We start from the raw sequence: 22796 nt of genomic DNA, 5'->3' as shown, positions 1-22796 counted from the left end.
GACACGCGGAGACGGCCGAGGACCAGAGCCATCGAACCTGGTCCTCGGTCGTACGTGCGAGAAATCGCCCCGGTGCCGCCAGTACCCGCAGCGGCGCATGCTCGGGGGTCTCCGAACGGCAGCCGGGCCGCCGTCCTGGAGAGTTCCGCCGCCCTAGACGTGGTCGCGGGGAATGGTCTCGTTCCAGTTGCGGGAGAACACCCGCTGGGAACCGTCGTATCCGTCGAGCGTCGCGTGGAGCAGGAACTCCGTCTCCGTGGAGCGCAGTACGGTGCTGGTCACCGTACGGACATCCCAGTCGGCACGGCTGAACGTCATCGTCCACGTCGACTCGCCGCGCACCGATGCGAAGTCGTCGGCCACCGAGTCGTAGCGCTCGTAGGCACGCCGGCCCACGTCGAGGTCGATCCCGTCGAAGTGCACCGTCCCCGCGTCCTTGACGATCTCCAGCGCCGAGTTGTACCCGATGAGGTCGCGGGAGACCGTCCACCGCTGGTCGGGAGGGGTGACCCGAGTGGTCGGAATCGGTTCCGCGCCCTCGGGCTCGCCGAACGGGCGACCGTTGTTCTCGTCGGATTCGGCGACCGGGCGGACCGGCAGCGTCAGGGTGCTGGAACCCGAGTACACGCTCAACAGCACGGGCTTCGGCGGTGGCCAGGCGAGCGGCCAGTAGGAGGTCGACAGGGACAGACGCATCCGGTGCCCGGGCGGGAACACCTGTGCCACGCCGTTGAGTTGCACACTGGCGCGGTACCGCCGGCCCGGTACGAGTGCTTCCGGCTCGTCGCGGCCGTCCCGGTGGGTGAGGTTCAGCAGGCCGTAGCTGACTCGGGTGGCGCGGCCGTCCGGCGCCACGTCGGACAGACGTGCGGCCACCATCGCGACGGGTTCGCTCACCGCGAGATCGAGCTCCACGGTCGGCGAGCCGAGGATCTCCACCCGCTCGGTGAGCACGTCGCTGTCGAAGACCAGCGACCCACCGTCTTCCTCGCGCTGGTCGTAGGGCAGGTCGGGCGGAGCGTTGTACGAGGCCCACTTGCCGGCGAACTGTCCGACCGACAGGGGCGACTGGACGGTCATCTCCGCCTCGTCCACCGTGTCGCCGGGAGCGCCCATCCGATGCTTGCTCAAGGGACGGGACACCTGCTTGACGTGCGGGGACGGCCACGCCGGCTCTCCCACCCAGCGTCCGGGCCGCTCCTCGTAGGACGTGGAGGGCGGCACGCTCTCCTGCATCCAGGTCTGCAGCATGGGGCCGTCCATCACGCTGTTGTCGGCGTTCTTGAGCCAGTGGTCCCACCAGCGCACGACCTCTTGCAGGTAGCCGATGGCCGGACCTGGCTCTCCGAGGTGCGGGAACTTGTGCGACCACGGGCCGATGAGCCCCTTGCGGGGTACGTCCAGGTGCTCCAGCAGCCGCGTCACCGCATTCGAATATCCGTCCGCCCAACCGCTGGAGGCGAGCACCGGACACCGCACGTCCTGGTAGTTCTCGCAGACCGAGGCGTGCCGCCAGTAGTCGTCACGCCGCTGGTGGCGCAGCCACTCCGCGACCCAGGGGCCGCTGTTCTCCAGCCGCTCGTGCCACATCTCCCGCCAGCGTGTTCCCACCAGCGCGGGGTCCGGCGGGCAGGTGGCGTAGGCGAACATGGTGCCGGCCTCGGCCAGGTTGTCGGACAGCAGGCAGCCGCCCATGTAGTGCATGTCGTCGGCGTAGCGGTCGTCGGTGAACGACGCGATGACGATCGCCTGGAGGCTCGGCGGACGGCGGGCGGCGACCTGGAGCGCGCTGAAGGCGCCCCAGGAGATCCCCATCATCCCGGTCCGGCCGTTGCACCACGGCTGTTCGGCGATCCAGGCGAGCACATCCTCGGCGTCGCTCTGTTCCTGCTCGAGGTACTCGTCGGCGAGTACGCCCTCGGATTCGCCGGTGCCGCGCAGGTCGACTCGCAGACACGCGTATCCGTGTCCCGCGATGTACGGGTGGTGGAGGGAATCGCGAACGGAGGACAGATCGCGCTTGCGGTACGGGATGTACTCCAGCACCGCCGGCACGGGTTCACCGTCCGAGGACGTCGGGCGCCAGATACGGGCGGACAGGCGGGTGCCGTCGGAGACGGGGATCCAGACGTGCTCCTCTTCCTTGGTCTCACACGGCAGATTGGTCACGAAGCGCATATCCGGCTGTGCTCCTCTCGCGGCGCTGTGTCGTCGAACGCGAAGCGCAAGGACTCCACGCAGCGGTCGTACTTCGCGAGCAGTTCCGCCTCACTGTCCGCACCGATGAAGATGTGGGCGAGTTCGTAGCTGTAGCTGTCCTGCCCCGGCATGTCGGAGAGCCGCTGCCCTTCCTCGGGCACCACCTCGATCCTCACTCCGGGGATCTCCGCTTGAAGGCTGTCGATTTCCTCCTGAGTCGGCCTCCGCTCCACCACGCCGTCCTCGAACCGCCGGTAGTACCACTTTGCGGCCACCTCGTAGGGCCCTTGGGCATCCGGCAATTGCGGGTCGCGGCCGAGCGCGAGGCTGAGCATGCAGTGGTGGTTGGGAACACCGTCGACGTACTCAAACATCTCTGCATGTGACTGCGAATGCCGAGGATTGATCTCCAAGAGGTTGATCGCGCCGGTATCCGCATCGTAGAAGTACTCGATGCTGAACGTCGCCGAATCCATGCCTATCTGGGTGATCACGCGTTCGGAGATGTCCTTGAGCCGTCGCACCACCGTCTCGGGCAGGGTGGCGGGGTACTGGTGGCGCAGGAAAGTGGAACTGTCGGGATAGTTGATGGAGTCCAGGACCCCGTACACGGTGGGCTCGCCGTCGAAAACGTGGCCTTCGACCGCGACCTGTGCACCCGTGAGCGATTCCTCGGCCAGGCATGCCTGACCACCCACCGCGGCGATCTCCGGGGGAAGGTCCAGCCGGTCGAGAATGTACTCGAACGGCCTGCCGACCCGGGTGATGCCTTCCCGGATCTCGGCCAGCGCCTTCCGGAACTCCTCCTCGTTCGCCACGCCGAAGGCCAATTCGGAGGAGAACGACTTGACCGGCTTGAGCCACATCGGGAAACGCAGGTTCTCCGGAACCTCCGGTTCACCCTCGAGATCCACCAGCGCGAACCGCGGATGCTCGTCGATGACCTTCTGCTGCTCCAGCCGGCTCCAGTACTTGTGTTCGCACTTGACGACCGACTCCAGGCTCGAGCTGCGCAACCCGTAGCGCTCGCACAGAATCGGAACGATCGTGCTCACCGGAAAGTCCCAGTAGCCGACGATGCCATCGATGTTTCCGTCGAATGCGTCCAACTGCGCCTCTGCCTTGCTGATCAGATCTGCCACATCGATCTCGCCGATTTGCAGCTCCTCGACGTCCAGCAAGGGGTGAAATCGGTAGGCCGCTACGAGGGGCACACGCCGCAACGTGTCCAGGTTCTCCTCGTCCAGCCCGATAACGAAGATGTTTGCTTGGCTCACTGTCGTCTCCCGCGTCGTTGTCCCTTTGCGAAACTGCGGGTACCCCTGCTCGGCGAGCCAATGTGTCCGCGAGTGGTCCGATGACGGCTCGGGTCGCGGAAACGCTCGAAACTCTTACGAAAGTCGGCTACTTGACTTCTCGTCCGTTGCGTCCCGTCACATCCTTCCCGCCCGGCATAGCGCCGGACAGTATGCGACGGCGGTGTCGGACCTCACTGAAGCCGCTGCGCGGACTCGGCACGCCCCTCGGTGACATGAGTGGTCCCGCGCCGTATGTCGCGGTGCAGAGCGCTCTGGACGGCATGCTCCCCGACGGCGGCCTTACCCCATGAAGTCGCACTTCATGGACGGACTACCCGACGAGGCGATCCAGCGGCCGCTCGACGCCGATGCCGCGGCTGCGCCGGTTCGCCGCGGACGCCAGCCATGAGCTGCGCACCCCGGTCGCCTCGATCCGCGGACACGCCGAGCTGGCTCTGCGCCATCCCGGTATCCACACCCCGCCGGGCACCGCGGTCACCGTGGGGCTGGACGAACGGGACGGCGAGGTGGAGATCCTCGTCGAGGACGACGGACCCGGTGTGCCCGAAGAGCTGCGGTCGGAGATCTTCGACCGCTTCGTACGCTCCGACGGCGGGCGCTCGAGGGGTGCGGGCGGCACCGGGCTGGGCCTGGCCAGTACGCAGGCAGTGGCCTCGGGGCACCGCGGCCGTGTCGAACTGGACAGCCGTCCGGGCAGCACGGTCTTCCGGGTGAGCCTGCCGCGGCAGCGTGGTCCGCGGGAGGGCTGACCGGTCCGGTTGATGCGTCAATCAGTGGAGAGAGCCGTCGACGCTCCGGCGTGTTCCGCGACCATGCGTATACGGATCTTCTCGATCCCATGCGTCCGACGGCTGCACGGTGCAACTGACGAGCGGTGAGACCGTCGACGCCGCTTCTCCTCCTCGCCCACCCGCGCCTACCCGCGCGCGTCGTCGGCGACGTTGCGGGCCCACAGGACGAGGGGCACCTGCAGGGGGAGGCGTGCGCAGGCCGCCGCCCTGAGGGGAGCGGGACGGTGGCGCCAGTCGTAGGCCATACGGACGTTCGCCGGAAACACCGCCGCGAAGAAGCCCGCAGCGGCGAGTGCGCTCACCCGGCGGGTCCGGGGCACCGCTATCCCCGCCGCCAGGGCGAGCTCGGCGGCACCGCTGAGATGCGTCCACGTACGGGTCTTGCCCGGCAACGACCTGGGCACGATCGCGTCGAACGGCTCGGGTGCCACGAAGTGCGCGACGCCGGCGCCGGCCAGCAGGCCTACGAGCAACCGGGCGGACCGAGGAGCGGCAGCCAAGGAGGGCCTCCGTGTGAGGTCGAGCGAGGGAGAGCGGCTCCATATTACCCATCGGTAAAGGAGGCGGACCAGGGCCTGCTGGAAACTGCGGTGAGTGATCCTCGCGGAGGTTGTTCACTCCGGAACCGACGGCGGGTACGGGCCCCCGCCGGGCACGACCGCCGCGCCCGCTTCCATCGCGCCGACACAGAATCACTCCATGGTGTTCACACAGTGCGGTTTGTCTCCGTGGAAAGCTCCCTTGATGGCATAGCCATGCCAAGTCGCGCCGACAGCGCAGGAACTCACCTGCGTGCGACGCTCGTTCAGGGAGAGGACACCCCCCACATGCCCGTCCCTCGCGTACGCCGCTGCAAACACCTGCCTCTGATAGCCGCCTGCGCGGTGCTCGCCGGCATCACCGCGCAGGCCCCCGCCACCGCCACCCCGTCACCCGGCCCCACCGCCGGTACGCAGTCCGCCGCGGCTGCCGCTGACAGCCGGTACGGCAGCTACGACTACAGCAGCTACTACGGCAGCTACGACGACACGTACTACAAGGACGCGGTCGGCAAGACAGGTCCGGCACTCAAGGACGCCCTGCACTCCATCATCAAAGAACAGACCCAACTGTCCTACGACGACGTCTGGGACGCCCTGCAGACCACCGATGAGGACCCCGACAACCCGGCCAACGTCATCCTGCTGTACACCGGCCGCTCCCAGAGCAAGTCCGCCCATGGCAGCGGCCCGGACGACTGGAACCGCGAGCACGTCTGGGCCAAGTCCCACGGTGACTTCGGCACCGCGACCGGGCCCGGCACCGACATCCACCATCTGCGGCCCACCGACGTGTCGGTGAACAGCACCCGTGGCAGCAAGGACTTCGACAACGGCGGCGGCGAGGTCGAGGAAGCGCCCGGCAATCGCACCGACGACGATTCCTTCGAGCCCCGCGACGCCGTGAAGGGCGACGTCGCCCGAATGATCCTCTACATGGCCGTCCGGTACAGCGGCGACGACAGCTTCGCCGACCTGGAGCCCAACGACCAGGTGAACAACGGCAGCAAGCCCTTCATCGGCAGGCTCTCGGTGCTGAAGGAGTGGAGCACCCAGGACCCGCCGGACACCTTCGAGCAGAAGCGCAACCAGGTCATCTACGACCGGTTCCAGCACAATCGCAACCCGTTCATCGACCACCCCGAATGGGTCGAAGAGATCTGGTGAAACGTTTGAGCGGAGCGTCCGCCCCGGTCTTCTCCGGGGCGGGCCCCGCCGGGTCCGGTGGCCGTCAGCCTCGGAACGCGGCCAGGTCCCGCCACAGTTCGTCCCCCGGCCAGGTGCGCCGCCCGGTGGCACCGGAGGCCTCGGCCTGCCGAATCAGCTGGACCAGGCGGGCGTTGACGGGTGCGGTGACGCCATGACGTCCGGCCATGGCGACGATCTCCCCCTGCGACGCGTCGGTCTCCGTACGGCGCCCGCGTGGAAGGTCCTCCCACATCGAGGAGCGCGCCGATGCTCCCGGCTCCGCGGGGGGCGTGTGTCCGGTCCTCATGCCTCGTTCGCCGTGCGCCTCTGAGCCGTATGCCGCCTTGATGCCGCGCGAGGCGGTTCCATGCCGCTCGGTGCCGCGTCAGTGTCGGGGCCGGCCGGAGTCCCCGGCCCGCGACCGGCGGTCCTGGACCAGTGCCAGGTACTGCATGGCCAGCCGGTGGCAGTCACCGGGCCAGCGGGCCGATACATAGTTGCCGTCCTGGACCGTGAACCCGCGCCGCGGTCGCCGGGCGGTGTCACGGCGGGGCAGCGGGGGACCGGATACGAAGTCCGACGGGTCGGCGAGAGCGGCGAGGACCTCGCTCTGGACGGTTCGGCGATAGGTCCGGTAGTAGTCGCCCAGCCAGAACCGGGTGAGGTTCCATGCCGTCAGCTCCAGTGACCTGGTCAGAGCCGTGGTGCGTTTCCCGTGCAGAACCGACAGGCCGGTGGCGGGGTCCTTCGCCCGGGCGGCCAGGAGCACGCCGTGGCACACGGCGCCGACCGGCAGGTCGTTGACCATCGCGTGGGCGACCAGCCGCTGGGCACGCGTGTTCTCCAGCATGGTGCGCATGCCCGGAGCGTGGCCGCCGGGAACGAACAGCCCGGTCAGGGTGTCGTGGTCCACCTCCGCGTAGGACAGCGGAGCCTGGAAGAGCGGATCCTCCGTCATGCGCCGGTAGGCGGCGAGCGGACCCTCACGGGTCATGAGCCACGGCGAGAGCCAGGAGAATCCCCGGTCGGTGAGCCTCGGGTCGGCCAATGCCGTACGTCCGTCGGGGGTCGCGAACCGCACGTGGACACCCGCGTCGCGCAGTGCCGCCCAGGGTACGCCCGCCTCGGTCGGGTCGTAGTCGGAGCTCGGCAGCAGAAAGACGATCACGAGCGGTCTCCTCCATGGGTTGGGGAGACGATAAACGGCGGTGGCCGGGGCCGTCATTGACTCTGCCGGTCACCCCGTTGACGCTGTGGGCCACACCCCGTTGACTGACCGCCATGCCGATATCCGACACCCCCACGGTGGCTGCCTGCTACGCGAACGCCGTGATCAGTCTCGGCAGTTTCCCGGCAGCGGCAGCCTCCGGCAGCGGTGGCGACCCGGGGTCCCCGCGGCCGGACACCGGCACCTGGGCCGATCCCGGCGAGCGGCTTCCCTTCTCCGAAGTCAGAAGAGTGTGGGAGCAGGTGCTCGGCCCGAACGAGCCTCCCCACACCGGACTGCGCATCGGGAACGCACTGCAACCGACCGCGCTGCACGTCCTCGGACACATCGTTCTCACCTGCGCCAGCCTGGCCGAAGCCGCCGCCCAAGCCGTCCGGTACCTCCCGCTGGTCAGCGAGGCCGGTTCGCTGGGTCTGGAGCGCGGTGGTCACCGTTCGCACCTGTCCTACCATCCAGCTGTCCCGGACGGGGCGATGCACCCGCAGCAGGTCGAAGCAGTGGTCGCCGCCGTCGTCACCGCGGCCCGTTGGATCACCGGCAGTGCGTGGGCCCCGGCCGCCGTCTCGTTCGCACATCCCCGGATCGGGGATCTGGCGCCCTATACGCGGGTGTTGCGCTGCCCCGTAGCCTTCGAAGCGGGCCGTAACGCCGTTACCGTGACCAACACCGACCTGGATCTGGTGCGAGCTCCGGCCGACCCCGAACTGGCCGAGCTGCACCGCCGGTACGCCGAACGCCTTCTGTCAGGGCTCACCGGCCCGGCCACCGTACGGCAGCAGGTGCTGTGCTGGCTGGACCGTGCCCCGCTGGACCGGCTCGGACCGGAGGACGTGCAGGAGGCACTGAACCTGAGCCAGCGCACACTGCGCCGTCTCCTGCGCGAAGAGGGGACGTCCTGGAGCGCTCTCCTGGACGCAACGCGGCACGACCACGCCCGCCGCATGCTGGCCACCACGGACCTCACCCTGGAACGCATCGCCCGCGCTCTGGGGCTGAGCGGGGCGCCCGCGTTCGTCCGCGCCTTCACCCGCTGGGAGGGCACAACGCCCGGTACCTACCGTCGGCGGCACACACACGACGCCGTCGTCTCCTGAGGCCGGCCCCTCCCATTGAGGCGTAATGCGCCGCGTGAGGATCGCGGCTGCTGTGTGTCCAATGCTTGGACGGACGCTGCGCCGGGTGTCCGCACGGATCGCAAACGCGGCCGGCGAAGCGCGCGGGCCCCGCGGCCCCGCCCAGCCATGAACGGACGCCGCCCCCCGCCGTACAGGCCGCCCCCGCCGCACAGGTTGGGTTCCTCCCTTACCGAGCCGTGCCCGGGGCGCGGCCGGCAGGAGGGGCCGGGGCAGCCCGAAATACATCTGGAGGTGATGACCATGGAGCCACTCAAGAATCGGCCCGGCGACGCTGCCGCCGCCGGGCCGGACGCCCAAGCCCCGGTCGAGAAGCCGACGGACCTGTCCAAGCAGTCCTGGAGGGGGGTGCTGAAGCGGACCGTGAAGGAGTTCAAGGCCGACAATCTGACCGACTGGGCGGCTGCCCTGACCTACTATGCAGTGCTGTCGATCTTCCCCGCCCTCGTGGCCTTGATATCCATACTCGGGCTGCTGGGCAGATCGACCGTCAGGCCGCTGATCGACAATGTGGGCAGCCTGGCACCAGGGTCCGTCCGCAACATCCTGAACAGCATGCTGGAGCAGCTCCAGAGCAGCCAGGGAAAAGCGGGAATCGCACTGATCATCGGGATCGTGGTGGCTCTGTGGTCGGCTTCCGGATACATCGCGGCCTTCATGCGCGCCTCCAACGCCGTCTATGACATCGGCGAAGGGCGGCCCGTATGGAAGACCCTGCCCACCCGTTTCGCCATCACGGTCGTGGTCATCGTCCTGCTGGCCGCCATCGCGGTGGGGGTGGTGTTCACCGGATCCCTGGCCAGGAGGACGGGGGAGATCCTGGGAGTGGGCGACACGGCCCTCACGGTGTGGAGCATCGCCAAGTGGCCTGTGCTCATCATCCTCTTCAGCCTGATCATCGCGTTGCTGTACTGGGCGGCCCCGAACGTCAAACGCGGCTTCCGCTGGGTCACCCCCGGCAGCATCCTCGCCGTGATCATCTGGATCATCGCCTCCGCCGCCTTCGCCGTGTACGTGGCCAACTTCAGCAGCTACGACAAGACCTACGGCAGCCTCGCCGCGGTCATCGTGTTCCTGGTCTGGCTATGGATCTCCAATATCGCCATCCTGCTCGGCCTGGAGTTCAACGCCGAACTCGAACGCGGACGCGCCATCGAGAGCGGCCACCCATCCGGGCAAGAGCCCTATGCCGAGCCCCGCGACACCCGCAAACTCTGACCCCGCACCCCGCACCCCGCACCCCGCACCCCGCACCCCGCACCCCGCACCCTCCGACCGTGAGCCCTACGCGCCCGGCCGGTGAAAGCGAAGGCACCATGCCCGTCGACGCAAGCCGTTGGCAGCGGCGGCAGGCCCGTCGGATCGCCTCATGGGGCTCCCCGTGGCCCAAGGTTCCCACTCTTGACTATCCATCAATTCAACGTCGACTACGCGACGTTGCAGCCAGGCAGAAGCGGAGGACGAAAATGATCACGCGAGAGCAGATCCCCGCCGTCCTGGACCACCCGGTCTACGACGCGGACGGCATCAAGGTCGGTGACGCCAAGCACGTCTTTCTGGACGATGCCACTGGCCGGCCCGAGTGGGTCAGCGTGAAAACCGGCCTGTTCGGCATGAGGGAGTCGTTCGTGCCCATCCACGACGCGACCATGGTCGAGGATCACATGGAGGTCCCCTACCCCAAGGACAAGGTCAAGGACGCGCCGAACATCGACATCGACGCCGGCGGCCACCTGTCGGAAGACGAGGAACACCGCCTGTACGACTACTACCGCATCGAGTGGGACGCCGCCTGGCAGGAGGCCAATCAGCCGGGAGAAGGCGGCTGGGCCCACCCCGGCAGCAAGGAGACCCAAGGCACCTCTGCCGACGATGCGATGACGCGGTCGGAGGAGAAGATGCACGTCGGCACCGAACGCCGCGAGGTCGGCCGAGCACGGCTGCGCAAGTACGTGATCACCGAGGAGCAGCAGGTGACCGTTCCGGTGCGCAAGGAGGAAGTCCGAGTCGAGCGGGAGCCGATCACCGATGCCAACCGCGACGCGGCCACATCGGGTCCTGATATTTCCGAGGCCGAGCACGAGGTGACCCTGCACGAGGAGCGGCCCGTGGTGGAAACCCGGGCCGAGCCCGTGGAGCGGGTTCGCCTGACGACCGACGAACACACCGAGGAAGAAACCGTGAGGGGCAAGGTTCGCAAGGAGCGTATCGAGGCCGAGGCCCCCGACGAGGACGACACCCCTCGCCGCTGATCATGACCCCGACGGCCCACCACGAGAGCGATGGACCTGTCTGCTTGGGCGGAGATTCCGTGGCCGGCCGGGGGCGCGGGCGCGCGGGCGATTTCCGGGATGGAAACTGCGCTAACGACGCTCCCCGGCCGGTGAGCTGGAATCGGGGCGTTCGGTGTTGTCCGCCGTGGCGAGCCGCGGTGTGTGGCCTCCCTGACCGGCGCCGTACGGCCGCGCACGCGCGCCCTGCAAGACGCCCGGACGAGTGAGCAAGAAGAGGAGGACGAGGCTGAAGCAGAAGAGGCCGAAGAGGCCGAAGAGGGCGAGGAGGAAGCAGCAGAAAAGGACGAAGAGCCGGAGCCCCCGAGGCAATCACGGCCAAGGGGGAGCGCCCCCAAGAAGACCTCGGCGAAGAAGACTTCGGCGAAGAAGGCAGCAGCACATAAGGCGCCCGCGGAGAGGGCCACTGGCAAGAAGACAGCGGCCAAGAAGACTGCGGCGAGGACCGCGCGAAGCGGAAGGCGGAGGTGACCTGCCATGGCGAAGACGAAGCGGGACGACGACTTCAAGGACGGAGGAAATTCCCCGCTCGACCAATTGCGTGGAGAACTGGGCAACTATGTCGGAGCGCGAGCCCAGCGACTGGTGGGCTCGGCCGGTGGCAAACTGACGGGTCTTGCCGACCGACTCAATGACAGTGACGGCGGCGGAGGAGCGCTGGGCATCGGCAAGGGTGTCCTGGGCGGAGAATCGCCCATGAAGGCTCTTCTGGCGGAGAAGGCCAAAGGAGCCAAGGACAAGGTCGTCGGCGGCGTCAAGGATTCCTTCGGCGGAGGCGAAAGGAAATCCGGCGACACAAAGGTCACCAACATTGTCGAAGTGATCGACATCGGTCTGCCGCTGCGTACCGTCTACGACCACTGGACACAGTTCGAGGAGTTCAGCTCCTTCACCAAAGGCGTGACCAGCGTCAAGATGTCGGACGAGATCGAATCGGACTGGAAGCTCAAAGTCGCCTTTTCCAACCGCAGTTGGAAGGCAACCGTGCAGGAGCAGGTGCCCGATGAGCGTATTGTCTGGACGTCCGAAGGGGCCCAGGCCTCCACCCAGGGCGCCATCAGTTTTCACGAGCTGACCCCGGACCTGACACGCGTCGTCGCCGTGATCGAGTACTACCCTTCCGGCTTCTTCGAGAAGACAGGCAACCTCTGGCGGGCTCAGGGCCGCCGACTCCGCTTGGACCTCAAGCACTTCCAGCGCTACGTAACGCTGACCGACGAGGAGGTGGAGGGCTGGCGCGGCGAGATCCGTGATGGCGAAGTCGTTCGCAGCCACGAAGAAGGCCTCGAGGACGAAGAATCGGAAGAGGACTACGACAAGGAATAGGCCCCCAAGTCTGGTAGTCCTTGATCTCTCGTGCGGTGGTCACCGCCACCGTGCCGCCCGCCCTGGTCCTACGAGACGGGGCGGGCGATGCGTGGTCGTTCAGCGACCGAGGGCCTTGGCCAGTTGCTCCTTGTTCATGTTGGAGCGGCCTTCGACGCCGCGCTGTTTGGCCTCGTTGTAGAGCTGGTCACGCGTGGGGCCCTTGGCGCCGCTGTGGGAGTGTTCGCCGCCCCGCTGAGGCGCGGACTTCTTGTCACGGGTCGATGTCTTGCTGGCCGACTTGGCCTCTCCTGAGCGTGCGCGTTCCTTGTTCACCGTGCGGGAGGCGATTTCCTTGGCCCGCCCGGTGGACGCTCCGCGCTTCTCCGCGCCTTCCTTGATGTGTTCGTACTGTCGTTCACGCTTACGGCTGGAACCTGCGGGCATCGCTTCGAGCCTTCCTCGTCTTCCGTGTTCTCTTCCTGTCCGTCCCACTGAGCGGGTGGTCCGAGTCAGTCAGGACGTGCCATCCGCTCTACGGCTCGGGTCCCCCCGATTCGCTCGCTCTAACGAGGTGGCTCCGTCTGATTCGCTCCGTACACAGTCGTCATGCTCTCCGTACAAAACGGAGGCCGACTCAGCGGGTGAACCAGCCCACGATGAGGCAGACGGCGAAGAGTACGACCACGATCATCAGAATGGTGAGCGGGCCTTTGGTCCAGCCCTTGGCCGGGTTGTACGTTTCCCGGGGTCCTGTGCCCGAGAGCCCGCCCTCGGCGGGTGGCGTCTCGCCGGGAGGGACGCCACCGGACTCGACGCCCGGCCGGGGAGGGAACCCCGGCTCCGGATACTTGTCGTTCATAACTGCCGAGTACGTAACCGTCGTGAGTTCACACCTCGAAACACGAAAAAATCGGATATCGCATCCGGTCTGCAGGGATTGACCCTCGACCCGCGGCTTCGCCGTCATCCTGAGCTCAACGGCTCCGGCACCGGCACTCGGCCGGGAGCAGCCACTGCCGTCGGCCCTCCGCTCTGCGCGCAGCCGCCGACTGCCGCATCGTGGAAATCGGGCCCGCCGGGACTCGCCTCCTGCGCGGCTCGCCCCTGGGGAACGTACGCGTAAGGAGCGACGATGAAGGCCTTGACCTGGCACGGAAAGCGTGATGTGCGGGTTGATACGGTTCCCGACCCGACGATCACCGACCCGACCGACATCATCGTGCGCATCACCTCCACGGGAATCTGCGGCTCGGACCTGCACCTGTACGAGGTGCTCGGCCCCTATCTCGATCCCGGCGACATCCTTGGTCACGAGCCGATGGGTATCGTCGAGGAGATCGGCCCCGAGGTCACGGCGGTATCGGTCGGGGACCGGGTGGTCGTCCCGTTCAACGTCTCCTGCGGTACCTGCTGGATGTGCGGCCAGGGCCTCCATTCGCAGTGCGAAACCACGCAGGTCAAGGACCGTGGAATGGGCGCCTCCCTGTTCGGATTCTCCAAGCTCTACGGCCAGGTGCCCGGCGGACAGGCCGAGTTTCTTCGGGTGCCATTCAGCAACACGCTGCCCGTCAAGGTTCCACACGGCCCGCCGGACCAGCGGTTCGTCTACCTCTCCGACGTCCTGCCCACCGCCTGGCAGTCCGTCACCTACGCCGACATCCCGCCGGGCGGAAGCGTCACGGTGCTGGGCCTCGGCCCGATCGGCGACATGGCCGCCCGTATCGCCCTGCACCAGGGGGCAAGCAAGGTGATCGGTGTCGACCTCGTCCCGGAACGTCTCGCCCGGGCACGCGGCCGGGGCGTGCACACCATCGATCTGAAGGAGCACGGCAAGGACGTCGGCGAGGAAATCCGCCACCTTACCGACGGGCGCGGCTCCGACGCCGTGGTCGAGGCGGTCGGCATGGAAGCGCACGGCGCTTCGCTGGCCAAGGCGGCCCAGCAGTTCGCCGGCCTGCTGCCCGACGCGCTCGGCGAGAAGGTGATGGGCCGGGCCGGGGTGGACAGCATGGCGGCTTTCAACACGGCTGTCGACGCCGTCCGTCGCGGCGGCACGATCTCCCTCATCGGGGTCTACGGAGGAGCCGTCGACCCCGTGCCGATGCTCACCCTGTTCGATAAACAGATCCAGCTGCGCATGGGCCAGGCCAACGTCAAACGGTGGGTCGACGACATCCTGCCGCTTCTCGATGACGAGGATGTCCTTGGTGTGGATGGCTTCGCCACGCACACTCTGCCCCTCGAAGAAGGCCCCCAGGCCTACAAGACCTTCCAGGCCAAACAGGACGGCATGATCAAAACCGTTCTGACGCCCTGATCAGCTCTGCCGCGACGGAGACCGAATCCGCTTCGCGCGCCACACCTGCACACCGACGCACCGGCCGGTCCGATGCTCGCGGTACCGGTGCCCCTGGCTCCTCCGTAAGCTCCGCTGCCGCGCACCTGGATACTGCTCACCATGCGCACTGACTTCGATCCCGCTGCCGTGTCCCGCAACGAGTTCTACCGGCTGCTGACCGCGGTGGTGGTCCCGCGCCCCATCGCCTGGGTGTCGACGGTCGGCCCATCCGGTGACTCGGCGAACCTCGCCCCGCACTCGTTCTTCTCGATCTCCTGCGTCGCACCGCCGATCGTGCAGTTCACATCCGTCGGCCGGAAGGACTCCCTGCGCAATATCGAGGACACCGGCGAATTCGTGGTCAACCTCGCACCCGAGCAGCTTTTCGAACAGATCAATGCCACGGCGACGGACTTCCCGCCCGATGTCAGCGAGTTCGAAGCGGTCGGAGTCGACCCGGAGCCGAGTCTGCGGGTCAAGCCGCCGCGGGTCGCCGCCTCACCCGTGGCCTTGGAGTGCGAGCTGCACAGCACGCTGTGCCTCGGCGACTCCACCGTGGTCTTCGGCCGGGTCCTGCACGCGGTCGTCTCCGATGCCGTGCTCGTCGACGGGCACCCCGAGGTGACGAAGCTGCGCCCGCTCAGCAGGCTCGGGAAGGACGAGTGGGGCGCGCTCGGTGACGTACGGGAGATCTCCCGCATCCGCTACGCCGACTGGGAGGACGGAACCACCGGCGGCGCGTCCGGCTGAAAGCCGTTACTCCCGTCGGCCCAGTCGCGAGCCCTCCCGGCAGGCGGCTCTCCGGGCCTCGGTACACGCTGCGAAGAGGTGTACCGAGGCGACGGAGACGGACATGCGGATCGCACGGCGGACGAAACTGGTGGTCAGCGGGCTGATACTCGGCGCGGTCGCGGCCTGCTCGGCTCAGGGCGCGATACAGCGGGGGTCCGCGCCGCCGTCCGGCACTCAAGAGGCCGCGCGTGCCGACGGGGCCGACGTGCGGCCCTTCACGGTCGTGGCCACCGGCGATGTGATCCCCTACCCCTCGATCATCAGGCAGGCGCGGAACGACGCGGGCGGCTCCGGATACGACTTCAGCCGCATCCTCGCCGGGATCAGACCCGTCGTTGAACGGGCCGACCTGGCGATATGTCATATGGAGACGCCGTACGGGCCGCCGGAGGGGCCGTTCACCGGCTATCCGATGTTCCAGTCCCCGCCGGAGGTGGCCCGCGCGCTGCGTACCACCGGCTACGACAGCTGCTCGACCGCCTCGAACCACACCCTCGACGCCGGTGCCGCAGGCCTGGGACGCACCCTCGACGCGCTCGACGCGGCGGGTGTGCGGCACGCCGGCTCGGCCCGCAGCGCCGCGGAGGCCGTACGTCCCGCCCGGATGCGTGCCGGTGGTGCGGACGTCGCCCACCTCGCGTACACGTACGGCACCAACGGCGTGCCACTGCCCGAGGGCAAGCCGTGGGCGGTGAACCTCCTCGATCCGGACCGCGTGACAGCCGACGCCCGCGCCGCTCGCCGAGCCGGGGCGGATGTGGTGCTGGTCAGCCTGCACTGGGGCACCGAGTGGCAGCAGGCACCCGACGCGCAGCAGCTGGACCTCGCCCGAAGGCTCACCGCGGCCCGCACCGGCGGGCATCCCGACATCGATCTGCTCATCGGCACGCACAACCATGTGCCGCAGCCGTACGAGAAGGTCAACGGCACCTGGGTGGTGTACGGGCTCGGAGACCAGGTGGCGAGCTTCGTGCCGGGCCTGTACCGGGGCAACGACGGCTCGATGGCGCGCTTCACCTTCGCCCCGAAGGGGGACCGCTGGACGGTGTCCAAGGCGGAGTTCCTGGTCGGCCACTCGGACACCGGCCCGCCGTTCCGGGTGGTCACCGCTACGGAGAAACGGTTCCCCGATGTACGGGACCGGGTACGCGAAGCCGTCCTGAGCCGGGGTGCGGCGCAGGACGGCCTGACGGAGGGGAAGTGACGGTCAGCCCGCGGACTCGGCCGCATGCGGGCTCAGCACACCCGCGCCGATCAGCACGAAGAGCAGGATGCCCAGCAGGATCCGGTAGATCACGAACGGCATGAAGCTCTTGGTCGAGATGTACTTCATGAACCATGCGATGACCGCGTAGCCCACGACGAAGGCGATGATGGTCGCGAAGATCGTCGGTCCCCAGGAGATGTGTCCCGCCGAACCCGCGTCCTTGAGCTCGTACGCCCCGGAGGCCAGCACCGCCGGGATCGCCAGCAGGAAGGAGTAGCGGGCGGCCGCCTCCCGGGTGTAGCCCATCAGCAGACCGCCGCTGATCGTCGCGCCCGACCGGGAGACGCCGGGGATCAGCGCCATGGCCTGGCAGACGCCGTAGATCAGACCGTCGCGCACACCCAGCTCGGCCAGCGTCTTGCGCTCCCGCATCGCGCGGTGCCTGGCGCCGGTCTCGTCCCGGGCGGCCAGCCGGTCGGCGACACCGAGCACGATGCCCATGACGATCAGCGTGGTGGCGATCAGCCGCAGATCGCGGAACGGGCCCTCGATCTGGTCCTTGAGCGTCACGCCCAGCACACCGATCGGAATCGAACCGACGATCACCAGCCAGCCCAGCTGGGCGTCGTGGTCACCGCGCATCTCCTTGTTGAACAGAGACCTTGCCCAGGCGGAGATGATCCGCGCGATGTCCTTGCGGAAGTAGATCAGCACGGCGGTCTCCGTGCCGATCTGGGTGATCGCCGTGAAGGCCGCTCCCGGGTCGTGCCAGTCCGCGAACGCCGCGGTCAGCCGCAGGTGCGCACTGGAGGAGATCGGCAGGAACTCGGTCAGCCCCTGGACGAGGCCGAGGACGAATGATTCGAACCAAGACATGAAAGCTACGCCATCCAAGTGACGGTCATGGTCCGACCGGCGAACTCGCGGGTCGGACGCCGGGTATGAACTGCCTGGCGAGGTGCACGTTCGGTCATGTGGATGGAGTTGTGGCCGTACTCATGCTGACCTCTGCTGACTTGGCTGACGACGTGTCAGATTCTCTGGGTGGCTTGCGGAGCGCTGGCAAGTGGTGATCGCGCGCCGGACGTCAGGCAGCGTAGCGCCCCCGGAAGTGCGGCCGACGACCAGCCCCACCGCGCCTGCGGCTGCCGGGTTCCGGCTCCCGCCACCGCGCGTCGAAGGGAGTCCGTGTCCAGCCGGCCCCGGGCTCGGCCGCGCGGAGCAACCGACAAGTAAATAGGACTGGACAAAAAAAGTTGTCGGTGGGAGGGTGGATTCATGTTGGACGTGACAGTGATCGAGGACCCGGCGGCAGCCGAAGCCTCGTTGGATCCGATCAGGGTGCGGCTGCTCGCCGAGCTCGCCGAGCCGGCGTCGGCCGCCATGCTGGCGGCCAGGGTCGGCCTGCCCCGGCAGAAGGTGAACTACCACCTCAAGGCGCTGGAGCGGCATGGCCTGGTCGAGCTGGTCGGCGAGCGCAGGAAGGGCAACATGACCGAGCGGCTGATGCGGGCCACGGCGGCTTCGTACGTCATCTCGCCGCTCGCCCTGGCCGCTGTGCAGCCCGACCCCAGCCGCTCCCGGGACCAGCTCTCGGCGCGCTGGCTGCTCGCGCTCGCCGCCCGCCTGGTGCGCGATGTCGGCACCCTCGTCACCGGAGCCGCGAAGGCCCGTAAGCCGCTCGCGACGTACGCGCTGGACGGCGAGGTGCGGTTTGCCTCAGCGGTCGACCGGGCCGCCTTCATCGAGGAGCTGACGCGTGGTGTCGGCGCGCTGATCAGCAAGTATCACGACGCGTCGGCCGAGGGTGGACGGGACCACCGTGTCGTCGTCGCCGTCCACCCCTCCGTCAAAGCCGAGGCCACCGCGGCCCGGCAAGCCGCGATCGCCCCTGGGCAACCGGCCCCCGAGCGACCCGCCCCCGAGGAACTGTCATGAGGTCGGCAACACCGCCGAGTACGTCGTCTCGACGACGTCGGCAAGGCCGAGTGGAACAACTCGACGGTGCTCAGCGGGAACCTCGCGCCAGAGGTCACCGCGCTCAAGCAGCGGTCCGGCGCCGCACGTCGTCGGCGCTGGCAAGCGCCTCTTCCAGGACGGGCTCGACCGGAAGCCGCTCACACTCACCGGCTCCCAGGTGTTCAGCACCGGAGTCCGTTACCTCACCTACCGGCCGGCCGGGCGCTGGAGAAGTGCCAGCGGACACGAACCGTACGAGAGAGGGAAGCACCATGTCGAAGGAATTCGAGATCATCCGCGAGTTCGAGGTCGAGGCGACTCCCGAACAGGTCTGGGAGGCGATCACCACCGGCACGGCGGGATGGCTCTGGCCGATGGAGTACGAGCCGAGGGAGGGCGGCGCCGCTCCGTTCGGTGGCACCGTGACCGCCTGGGACCCGCCGCGACACCTCACCGGGCGCGTCGAGAACGTGGAGGGAGTGTCCGAACAGACGCTCAATCAGCTGGATCACGTCATCGAACCCCGTGAAGGGGGCCGTGCATGGGTGCGTTATGTGCACAGCGGCATCCTCGTGGAGGACTGGGACAACCAGTACGACGGCGCCAACAAGCACACCGACTTCTACCTGCACACCCTCCGGCAGTACCTGGAGCACTTCCCGGGACGCGCCGCGACGTACGCCGCGGCCGAAGGCCCCGCCGCCTCCAACCGGGACGGCGCCTTCGAGGTGGTCCGGCGCGGGCTCGGACTCGCCGACGACGTGTCGGAAGGCGCCACCGTACGCGTCGAACTCCCGGGACTCGCCCCGGTGGACGCCGTCGTCGACTACCGCAACGCCTACTTCATCGGACTGCGCACCGACGACGCCCTCTACCGCTTCTTCGGCAGGAACGCCTTCGGCGCACCGGTCGGCATCTCCGTGCACCAATTCGGCACTGACGCCGATCAGAAGCAGACCGAGCGCGTCTGGCAGGACTGGCTCAACCGTCTGTTCGCCTGAGCGTGCTGCTCTGTCCCGGACACCGCGGCCGTCCGTTGCAGAGAGCGGACTCTCCGTCGAAATGCGACAGCCGGCCTGTGGAGGTGGCGACGAAAGGCGCCGCCTCGGCAGTGCGACCCTGAGGGTTGCTCTGCCGGTCAGCCGACGGTCAGCTGCCCTCGCGCAGCCGACCGCGCTTGCGCCAGGCGACGACCAGGCCGGCGAGCCCCGTCACGGCGATGAAACCCATGGCGATCAGGAACGTCGGCGAGGTCGGAGCCGACGCCTGGCTGCCCGCGAGGGTGTACGCGGCGGTGTTCGGCACGCACCCGAGGCCCGTGGCAAGCAGGAACGGCATCCAGCCCATGCGTGACACGGCGGCGCAGTAGTTGGCCGCGGCGAACGGAACACCCGGGAAGAGCCGCACCGCCAGCATCGAACGGAAACCGTGCCTGCTGAGCTGCCGGTCCGCCGCGGCCGACCAGCGCCCGCGCAGCAACGGCCGTAGCGCGTCCTGACCGAGCAGCCGCCCGAGGCCGAAGGCGACCCCCGCGCCGAGCACCGTGCCCGCGATGGCCGCGGCGAGTCCGAACTGGGAGCCGAACAGCGCTCCCGCAGCGAGATTCAGGATGGGCCGCGGCACCAGCGCCGCCGTACACAGCCCGTAGGCCACGGCGAAGAGCACCACAGCCGTACCGCCCGGGACCTGCGGAGGCCGGCCCTCGGCGAGCAGTCGCTGCGGCTCGAACAGCGCCACGGTTGTCCCGGCTCCGGCGAGCAGGACGACGAGCAGGGCGAGCCGGGACCACGGGGACAGCAGCGCCTGGGTGCAGCGCGCGGTGAGGCCCGGGGACGCGGGCACGGGCGCGGGCTGCGGGGCGGGGTCGAGCATCCGGGGAGAGTAGCCGACGTAGGTGTCCGATCGCCGTAATGTTGGGCTCATGCGACCGATCTCACCGGAGCCGGAGCCGGTGGGGGAGCCGGAGGCCGAGCCGGAGCGGGCGACCGAGCCCCGGCCGGAGAGGATGGGGGCCGAGGGCCGCGAGATCATCGAGAGCGACGTCGCGGGGACCGTGCTGCGGCGGCTCACCTCCGCTTACCCGCGGGCCGCCGATCCGGTACGAGCCGCGGAGGCCGCCGCCTATATGAAGGGCATCGCCCCCTTCCTCGGTATCCGGACGGCCGAGCGCCGTGGCCTGTCCCGTAGGGTCCTCGCCGGCACTCCGCGCCCCGCCGAGGCGGACTGCGCCGCCATCGCGCTGCGCTGCTGGGAGCTTCCCGAGCGTGAGTACCACTACTTCGCGGTCGACTATCTGCGCCGCCACGCGGTGCGCTGCTCGTCCGGGTTCCTGCCCGTGGCCCGCCACCTGGTGGCCACCAAATCCTGGTGGGACACCGTGGACGCGCTCGCAGCGCATGTGGTCGGCCCGCTCGTGGCCGCCGATCCGAAGCTCACCTCGGCGATGGACGAGTGGATCGCCGACGACGATCTGTGGATCGCCCGCACCGCCCTGCTGCACCAACTGCGCTTCAAAGGCGCCACGGACGCCGACCGGCTTTTCTCCTACTGCCTGCGCCGGGCCGGGCACCCGGATTTCTTCATCCGGAAGGCCATCGGCTGGGCGCTGCGCGAGTACGCGAAGACCGACCCCGAGGCCGTCCGCTCCTTCGTCGAATCCGCCCGCGACCGGCTCGCCCCGCTCTCCGTCCGCGAGGCACTGAAGAACCTCTGATGCCGGGCTCCTGAACTGCGGCTGCGTACAAAACCGTTGGACTCGTCGGTTGCCGGGCCGCAATGATGGGCTCATGTTCCGGCACGCCTTCCTCGCGCTCCCGTCCGCAGTCGCGGACGCGCCGAAGGCTGCCGTTTCCTCGGACATCGCCGCAGCCGCAGCCGTAGCAGCCGCAGCCGTAGCCGTAGCAGCCGATGCGGCAGCTGCCGCAGCGACTGTCGGCGGCGCTCGAAGCTGACCCTTCCCGGATCGTCCGGCGGACCCCACAGGGGGAGGGTCGGTCAGGCCCAGGGGTCCCCACATCACCCGCTGTTGACGCGACGCAGCGGACTCCCGAGGAAGAAACCATGTCCAAGCAGGCATACGTGCGCACCAAGCCGCACCTCAACATCGGCACCATGGGCCACGTCGACCACGGCAAGACCACCCTGACCGCCGCCATCACCAAGGTCCTCAGCTCGCGCGGCTGGGGCGCGTTCGTACCGTTCGACCGGATCGACCGGGCGCCCGAGGAGGCGGCGCGCGGGATCACGATCAACATCGCGCACGTCGAGTACGAGACCGACACCCGGCACTACGCGCATGTCGACATGCCCGGTCACGCCGACTACGTCAAGAACATGGTCACCGGCGCGGCCCAGCTGGACGGTGCGATCCTCGTCGTCTCCGCGCTCGACGGTGTGATGCCGCAGACCGCCGAACATGTGCTGCTGGCCCGGCAGGTCGGTGTCGACCACATCGTCGTCGCCCTCAACAAGGCCGACGCGGGCGACCCGGAGCTGACGGATCTCGTCGAACTCGAGGTCCGCGAGCTGCTCTCCGCGCACGGATACGCGGGCGACACCCTGCCGGTCGTACGGGTGTCGGGCCTGCGGGCCCTGGACGGCGACCCGCGCTGGACCGGCGCGATCGAGGCGCTGCTCGACGCCGTCGACACGTACGTACCGATGCCGGTGCGCTACACCGACGCGCCGTTCCTCCTGCCCGTGGAGAACGTCCTCACCATCACCGGGCGCGGGACCGTCGTCACCGGCGCAGTCGAGCGCGGCGCCGTACGGGTCGGCGACCGGGTGGAGGTGCTCGGAGCAGGTGTCGAGACGGTGGTCACCGGTCTGGAGACCTTCGGCAAGCCGATGGAGTCCGCCGAGGCGGGCGACAACGTCGCACTCCTGCTGCGTGGAGTGCAGCGCGACGCCGTACGGCGCGGGCACGTCGTGGCCGCACCCGGCAGTGTGGTGCCACGGCGGCGCTTCACGGCACGGGTGTACGTACTGTCCTCCGCCGAGGGCGGGCGCACCACGCCCGTCGCCACCGGCTACCGGCCGCAGTTCTACATCCGTACGGCGGATGTGGTCGGTGACATCGACCTCGGCGAAGTGGCGGTCGCGCGTCCCGGTGACACCGTCACGATGACGGTCGAGCTGGGGCGGGACGTGCCGGTCGAAGCGGGACTCGGCTTCGCGATCCGGGAGGGCGGCCGCACGGTGGGCGCCGGAACGGTGGTCGCTGTTACGGGTTAGGCCCGCATGTTCGCATATGGCACTTCGGTCAAACCGGGTGCTTGTCAAGCTCGGATCGATTGATCGGATCCAGGCTCCGCGCCCCCTCATTGTGCTCAATGAGCGAGCGCAATGAGGGGCGCGGAACTGGTCGGATGCGATCGCTGAGCCCGGCGGGGGGGTCATCCTGGCGGTCGGCCGGCGGGATGTGCGAAAGGCAGGACCAGGGGACGAGGTCGGGGTGTTGGAGCACGTGTGCGCCAACACCCCGGCTCCGGATGTGCGGTCTTCG

21 protein-coding genes and 1 pseudogene are annotated in these 22796 nt (G+C 68.5%); 13 read left to right on the top strand and 9 right to left on the bottom strand.

Annotated elements, in window-relative coordinates; all coding sequences use genetic code 11:
• Nucleotides 1-153: 153 nt before the first annotated feature.
• Nucleotides 154-2178 (bottom strand): CocE/NonD family hydrolase, encoded by a 2025-nt coding sequence (locus ABZW18_RS15710; RefSeq protein WP_356187508.1) that lies wholly within the window; start codon nucleotides 2176-2178, stop codon nucleotides 154-156.
• On the bottom strand, nucleotides 2166-3476 hold the full coding sequence (locus ABZW18_RS15705) for an ATP-grasp domain-containing protein (protein WP_356187506.1): 1311 nt from the start codon (nucleotides 3474-3476) through the stop codon (nucleotides 2166-2168). Before ABZW18_RS15705 ends, ABZW18_RS15710 begins: the two co-directional genes overlap by 13 nt.
• Nucleotides 3477-3871: 395 nt before the next feature.
• Here ABZW18_RS15705 and ABZW18_RS15700 point away from each other — a divergent pair.
• Nucleotides 3872-4267, top strand: a pseudogene (locus ABZW18_RS15700) (ATP-binding protein); the annotation flags it as partial.
• Nucleotides 4268-4434: 167 nt separating this feature from the next.
• Here ABZW18_RS15700 and ABZW18_RS15695 read toward each other — a convergent pair.
• Entirely contained in the window at nucleotides 4435-4809 is a 375-nt protein-coding gene (locus ABZW18_RS15695) for a hypothetical protein (protein WP_356187504.1), read from the bottom strand.
• Nucleotides 4810-5136: 327 nt separating this feature from the next.
• Here ABZW18_RS15695 and ABZW18_RS15690 point away from each other — a divergent pair, with 327 nt between their 5' ends.
• Nucleotides 5137-6015, top strand: a complete 879-nt coding sequence (locus tag ABZW18_RS15690) for an endonuclease (RefSeq protein ID WP_356187501.1) — start codon at nucleotides 5137-5139, stop codon at nucleotides 6013-6015.
• A gap of 64 nt (nucleotides 6016-6079) precedes the next feature.
• Here ABZW18_RS15690 and ABZW18_RS15685 read toward each other — a convergent pair whose 3' ends face one another.
• Nucleotides 6080-6343, bottom strand: a complete 264-nt coding sequence (locus ABZW18_RS15685) for a ketopantoate reductase C-terminal domain-containing protein (RefSeq protein ID WP_356187498.1) — start codon at nucleotides 6341-6343, stop codon at nucleotides 6080-6082.
• Nucleotides 6344-6421: 78 nt separating this feature from the next.
• Complete coding sequence (locus tag ABZW18_RS15680) at nucleotides 6422-7204, bottom strand: type 1 glutamine amidotransferase domain-containing protein (RefSeq protein ID WP_356187496.1); 783 nt, start codon at nucleotides 7202-7204, stop codon at nucleotides 6422-6424.
• A 113-nt stretch (nucleotides 7205-7317) separates the two neighbouring features.
• On the opposite strand from ABZW18_RS15680, the gene ABZW18_RS15675 reads away from it, so the two are divergent.
• The 4 genes from ABZW18_RS15675 (at nucleotide 7318) to ABZW18_RS15660 (ending at nucleotide 12014) form a co-directional block, all read left to right on the top strand.
• Nucleotides 7318-8358, top strand: coding sequence for an AraC family transcriptional regulator ligand-binding domain-containing protein (locus tag ABZW18_RS15675; protein ID WP_356187492.1), 1041 nt, complete (start codon nucleotides 7318-7320; stop codon nucleotides 8356-8358).
• A gap of 282 nt (nucleotides 8359-8640) precedes the next feature.
• The gene (locus tag ABZW18_RS15670) at nucleotides 8641-9615 is read left to right on the top strand and encodes a YihY/virulence factor BrkB family protein (RefSeq protein WP_356187489.1); all 975 of its coding nucleotides are present in this window, start codon (nucleotides 8641-8643) and stop codon (nucleotides 9613-9615) included.
• Nucleotides 9616-9863: 248 nt separating this feature from the next.
• Complete coding sequence (locus tag ABZW18_RS15665; protein ID WP_356187487.1) at nucleotides 9864-10649, top strand: PRC and DUF2382 domain-containing protein; 786 nt, start codon at nucleotides 9864-9866, stop codon at nucleotides 10647-10649.
• Between the two features lie 516 nt (nucleotides 10650-11165).
• Nucleotides 11166-12014 carry an SRPBCC family protein gene (locus ABZW18_RS15660; RefSeq protein WP_356187485.1) on the top strand — a complete coding sequence of 283 codons (849 nt, stop codon included), beginning with the start codon at nucleotides 11166-11168 and terminating at the stop codon, nucleotides 12012-12014.
• Between the two features lie 99 nt (nucleotides 12015-12113).
• Here ABZW18_RS15660 and ABZW18_RS15655 read toward each other — a convergent pair whose 3' ends face one another.
• Nucleotides 12114-12440 (bottom strand): plasmid stabilization protein, encoded by a 327-nt coding sequence (locus ABZW18_RS15655; protein WP_356187483.1) that lies wholly within the window; start codon nucleotides 12438-12440, stop codon nucleotides 12114-12116.
• Nucleotides 12441-12630: 190 nt separating this feature from the next.
• Nucleotides 12631-12855 carry a DUF6480 family protein gene (locus tag ABZW18_RS15650; protein ID WP_356187480.1) on the bottom strand — a complete coding sequence of 75 codons (225 nt, stop codon included), beginning with the start codon at nucleotides 12853-12855 and terminating at the stop codon, nucleotides 12631-12633.
• 273 nt (nucleotides 12856-13128) lie between these two features.
• On the opposite strand from ABZW18_RS15650, the gene ABZW18_RS15645 reads away from it, so the two are divergent.
• The 3 genes from ABZW18_RS15645 (at nucleotide 13129) to ABZW18_RS15635 (ending at nucleotide 16330) form a co-directional block, all read left to right on the top strand.
• Nucleotides 13129-14313 carry a zinc-dependent alcohol dehydrogenase gene (locus tag ABZW18_RS15645; protein WP_356187477.1) on the top strand — a complete coding sequence of 395 codons (1185 nt, stop codon included), beginning with the start codon at nucleotides 13129-13131 and terminating at the stop codon, nucleotides 14311-14313.
• Nucleotides 14314-14454: 141 nt separating this feature from the next.
• Complete coding sequence (locus ABZW18_RS15640) at nucleotides 14455-15084, top strand: flavin reductase family protein (RefSeq protein WP_356187474.1); 630 nt, start codon at nucleotides 14455-14457, stop codon at nucleotides 15082-15084.
• Nucleotides 15085-15187: 103 nt separating this feature from the next.
• Nucleotides 15188-16330, top strand: coding sequence for a CapA family protein (locus ABZW18_RS15635; protein WP_356187471.1), 1143 nt, complete (start codon nucleotides 15188-15190; stop codon nucleotides 16328-16330).
• Nucleotides 16331-16333: 3 nt separating this feature from the next.
• Here the strand turns inward: ABZW18_RS15635 and ABZW18_RS15630 are convergent, their stop codons facing one another.
• Nucleotides 16334-17209, bottom strand: a complete 876-nt coding sequence (locus tag ABZW18_RS15630) for an undecaprenyl-diphosphate phosphatase (protein WP_356187469.1) — start codon at nucleotides 17207-17209, stop codon at nucleotides 16334-16336.
• 402 nt (nucleotides 17210-17611) lie between these two features.
• Between ABZW18_RS15630 and ABZW18_RS15625 the strand changes: the two genes are divergently transcribed.
• Entirely contained in the window at nucleotides 17612-18271 is a 660-nt protein-coding gene (locus tag ABZW18_RS15625; RefSeq protein WP_356187466.1) for a helix-turn-helix domain-containing protein, read from the top strand.
• Between the two features lie 293 nt (nucleotides 18272-18564).
• A complete protein-coding gene (locus ABZW18_RS15620) occupies nucleotides 18565-19293 on the top strand; it encodes an SRPBCC domain-containing protein (protein ID WP_356187463.1) in 729 nt (242 codons plus the stop codon).
• A 148-nt stretch (nucleotides 19294-19441) separates the two neighbouring features.
• On the opposite strand, the gene ABZW18_RS15615 is transcribed toward ABZW18_RS15620, so the two are convergent.
• On the bottom strand, nucleotides 19442-20164 hold the full coding sequence (locus ABZW18_RS15615; RefSeq protein WP_356187625.1) for a TVP38/TMEM64 family protein: 723 nt from the start codon (nucleotides 20162-20164) through the stop codon (nucleotides 19442-19444).
• Nucleotides 20165-20297: 133 nt separating this feature from the next.
• Here ABZW18_RS15615 and ABZW18_RS15610 point away from each other — a divergent pair, with 133 nt between their 5' ends.
• Entirely contained in the window at nucleotides 20298-21005 is a 708-nt protein-coding gene (locus ABZW18_RS15610) for a DNA alkylation repair protein (protein ID WP_356187623.1), read from the top strand.
• Nucleotides 21006-21352: 347 nt separating this feature from the next.
• Complete coding sequence (gene tuf / locus ABZW18_RS15605) at nucleotides 21353-22525, top strand: elongation factor Tu (RefSeq protein WP_356187460.1); 1173 nt, start codon at nucleotides 21353-21355, stop codon at nucleotides 22523-22525.
• Nucleotides 22526-22796: the final 271 nt, after the last annotated feature.

The sequence above is a fragment of the Streptomyces sp. NPDC004647 genome (assembly GCF_040609575.1).
Lineage (GTDB): Bacteria > Actinomycetota > Actinomycetes > Streptomycetales > Streptomycetaceae > Streptomyces.
The sequence above is the reverse complement of the archived record's forward strand: the minus strand, read 5'-3'. Positions and strand labels throughout refer to the sequence as shown.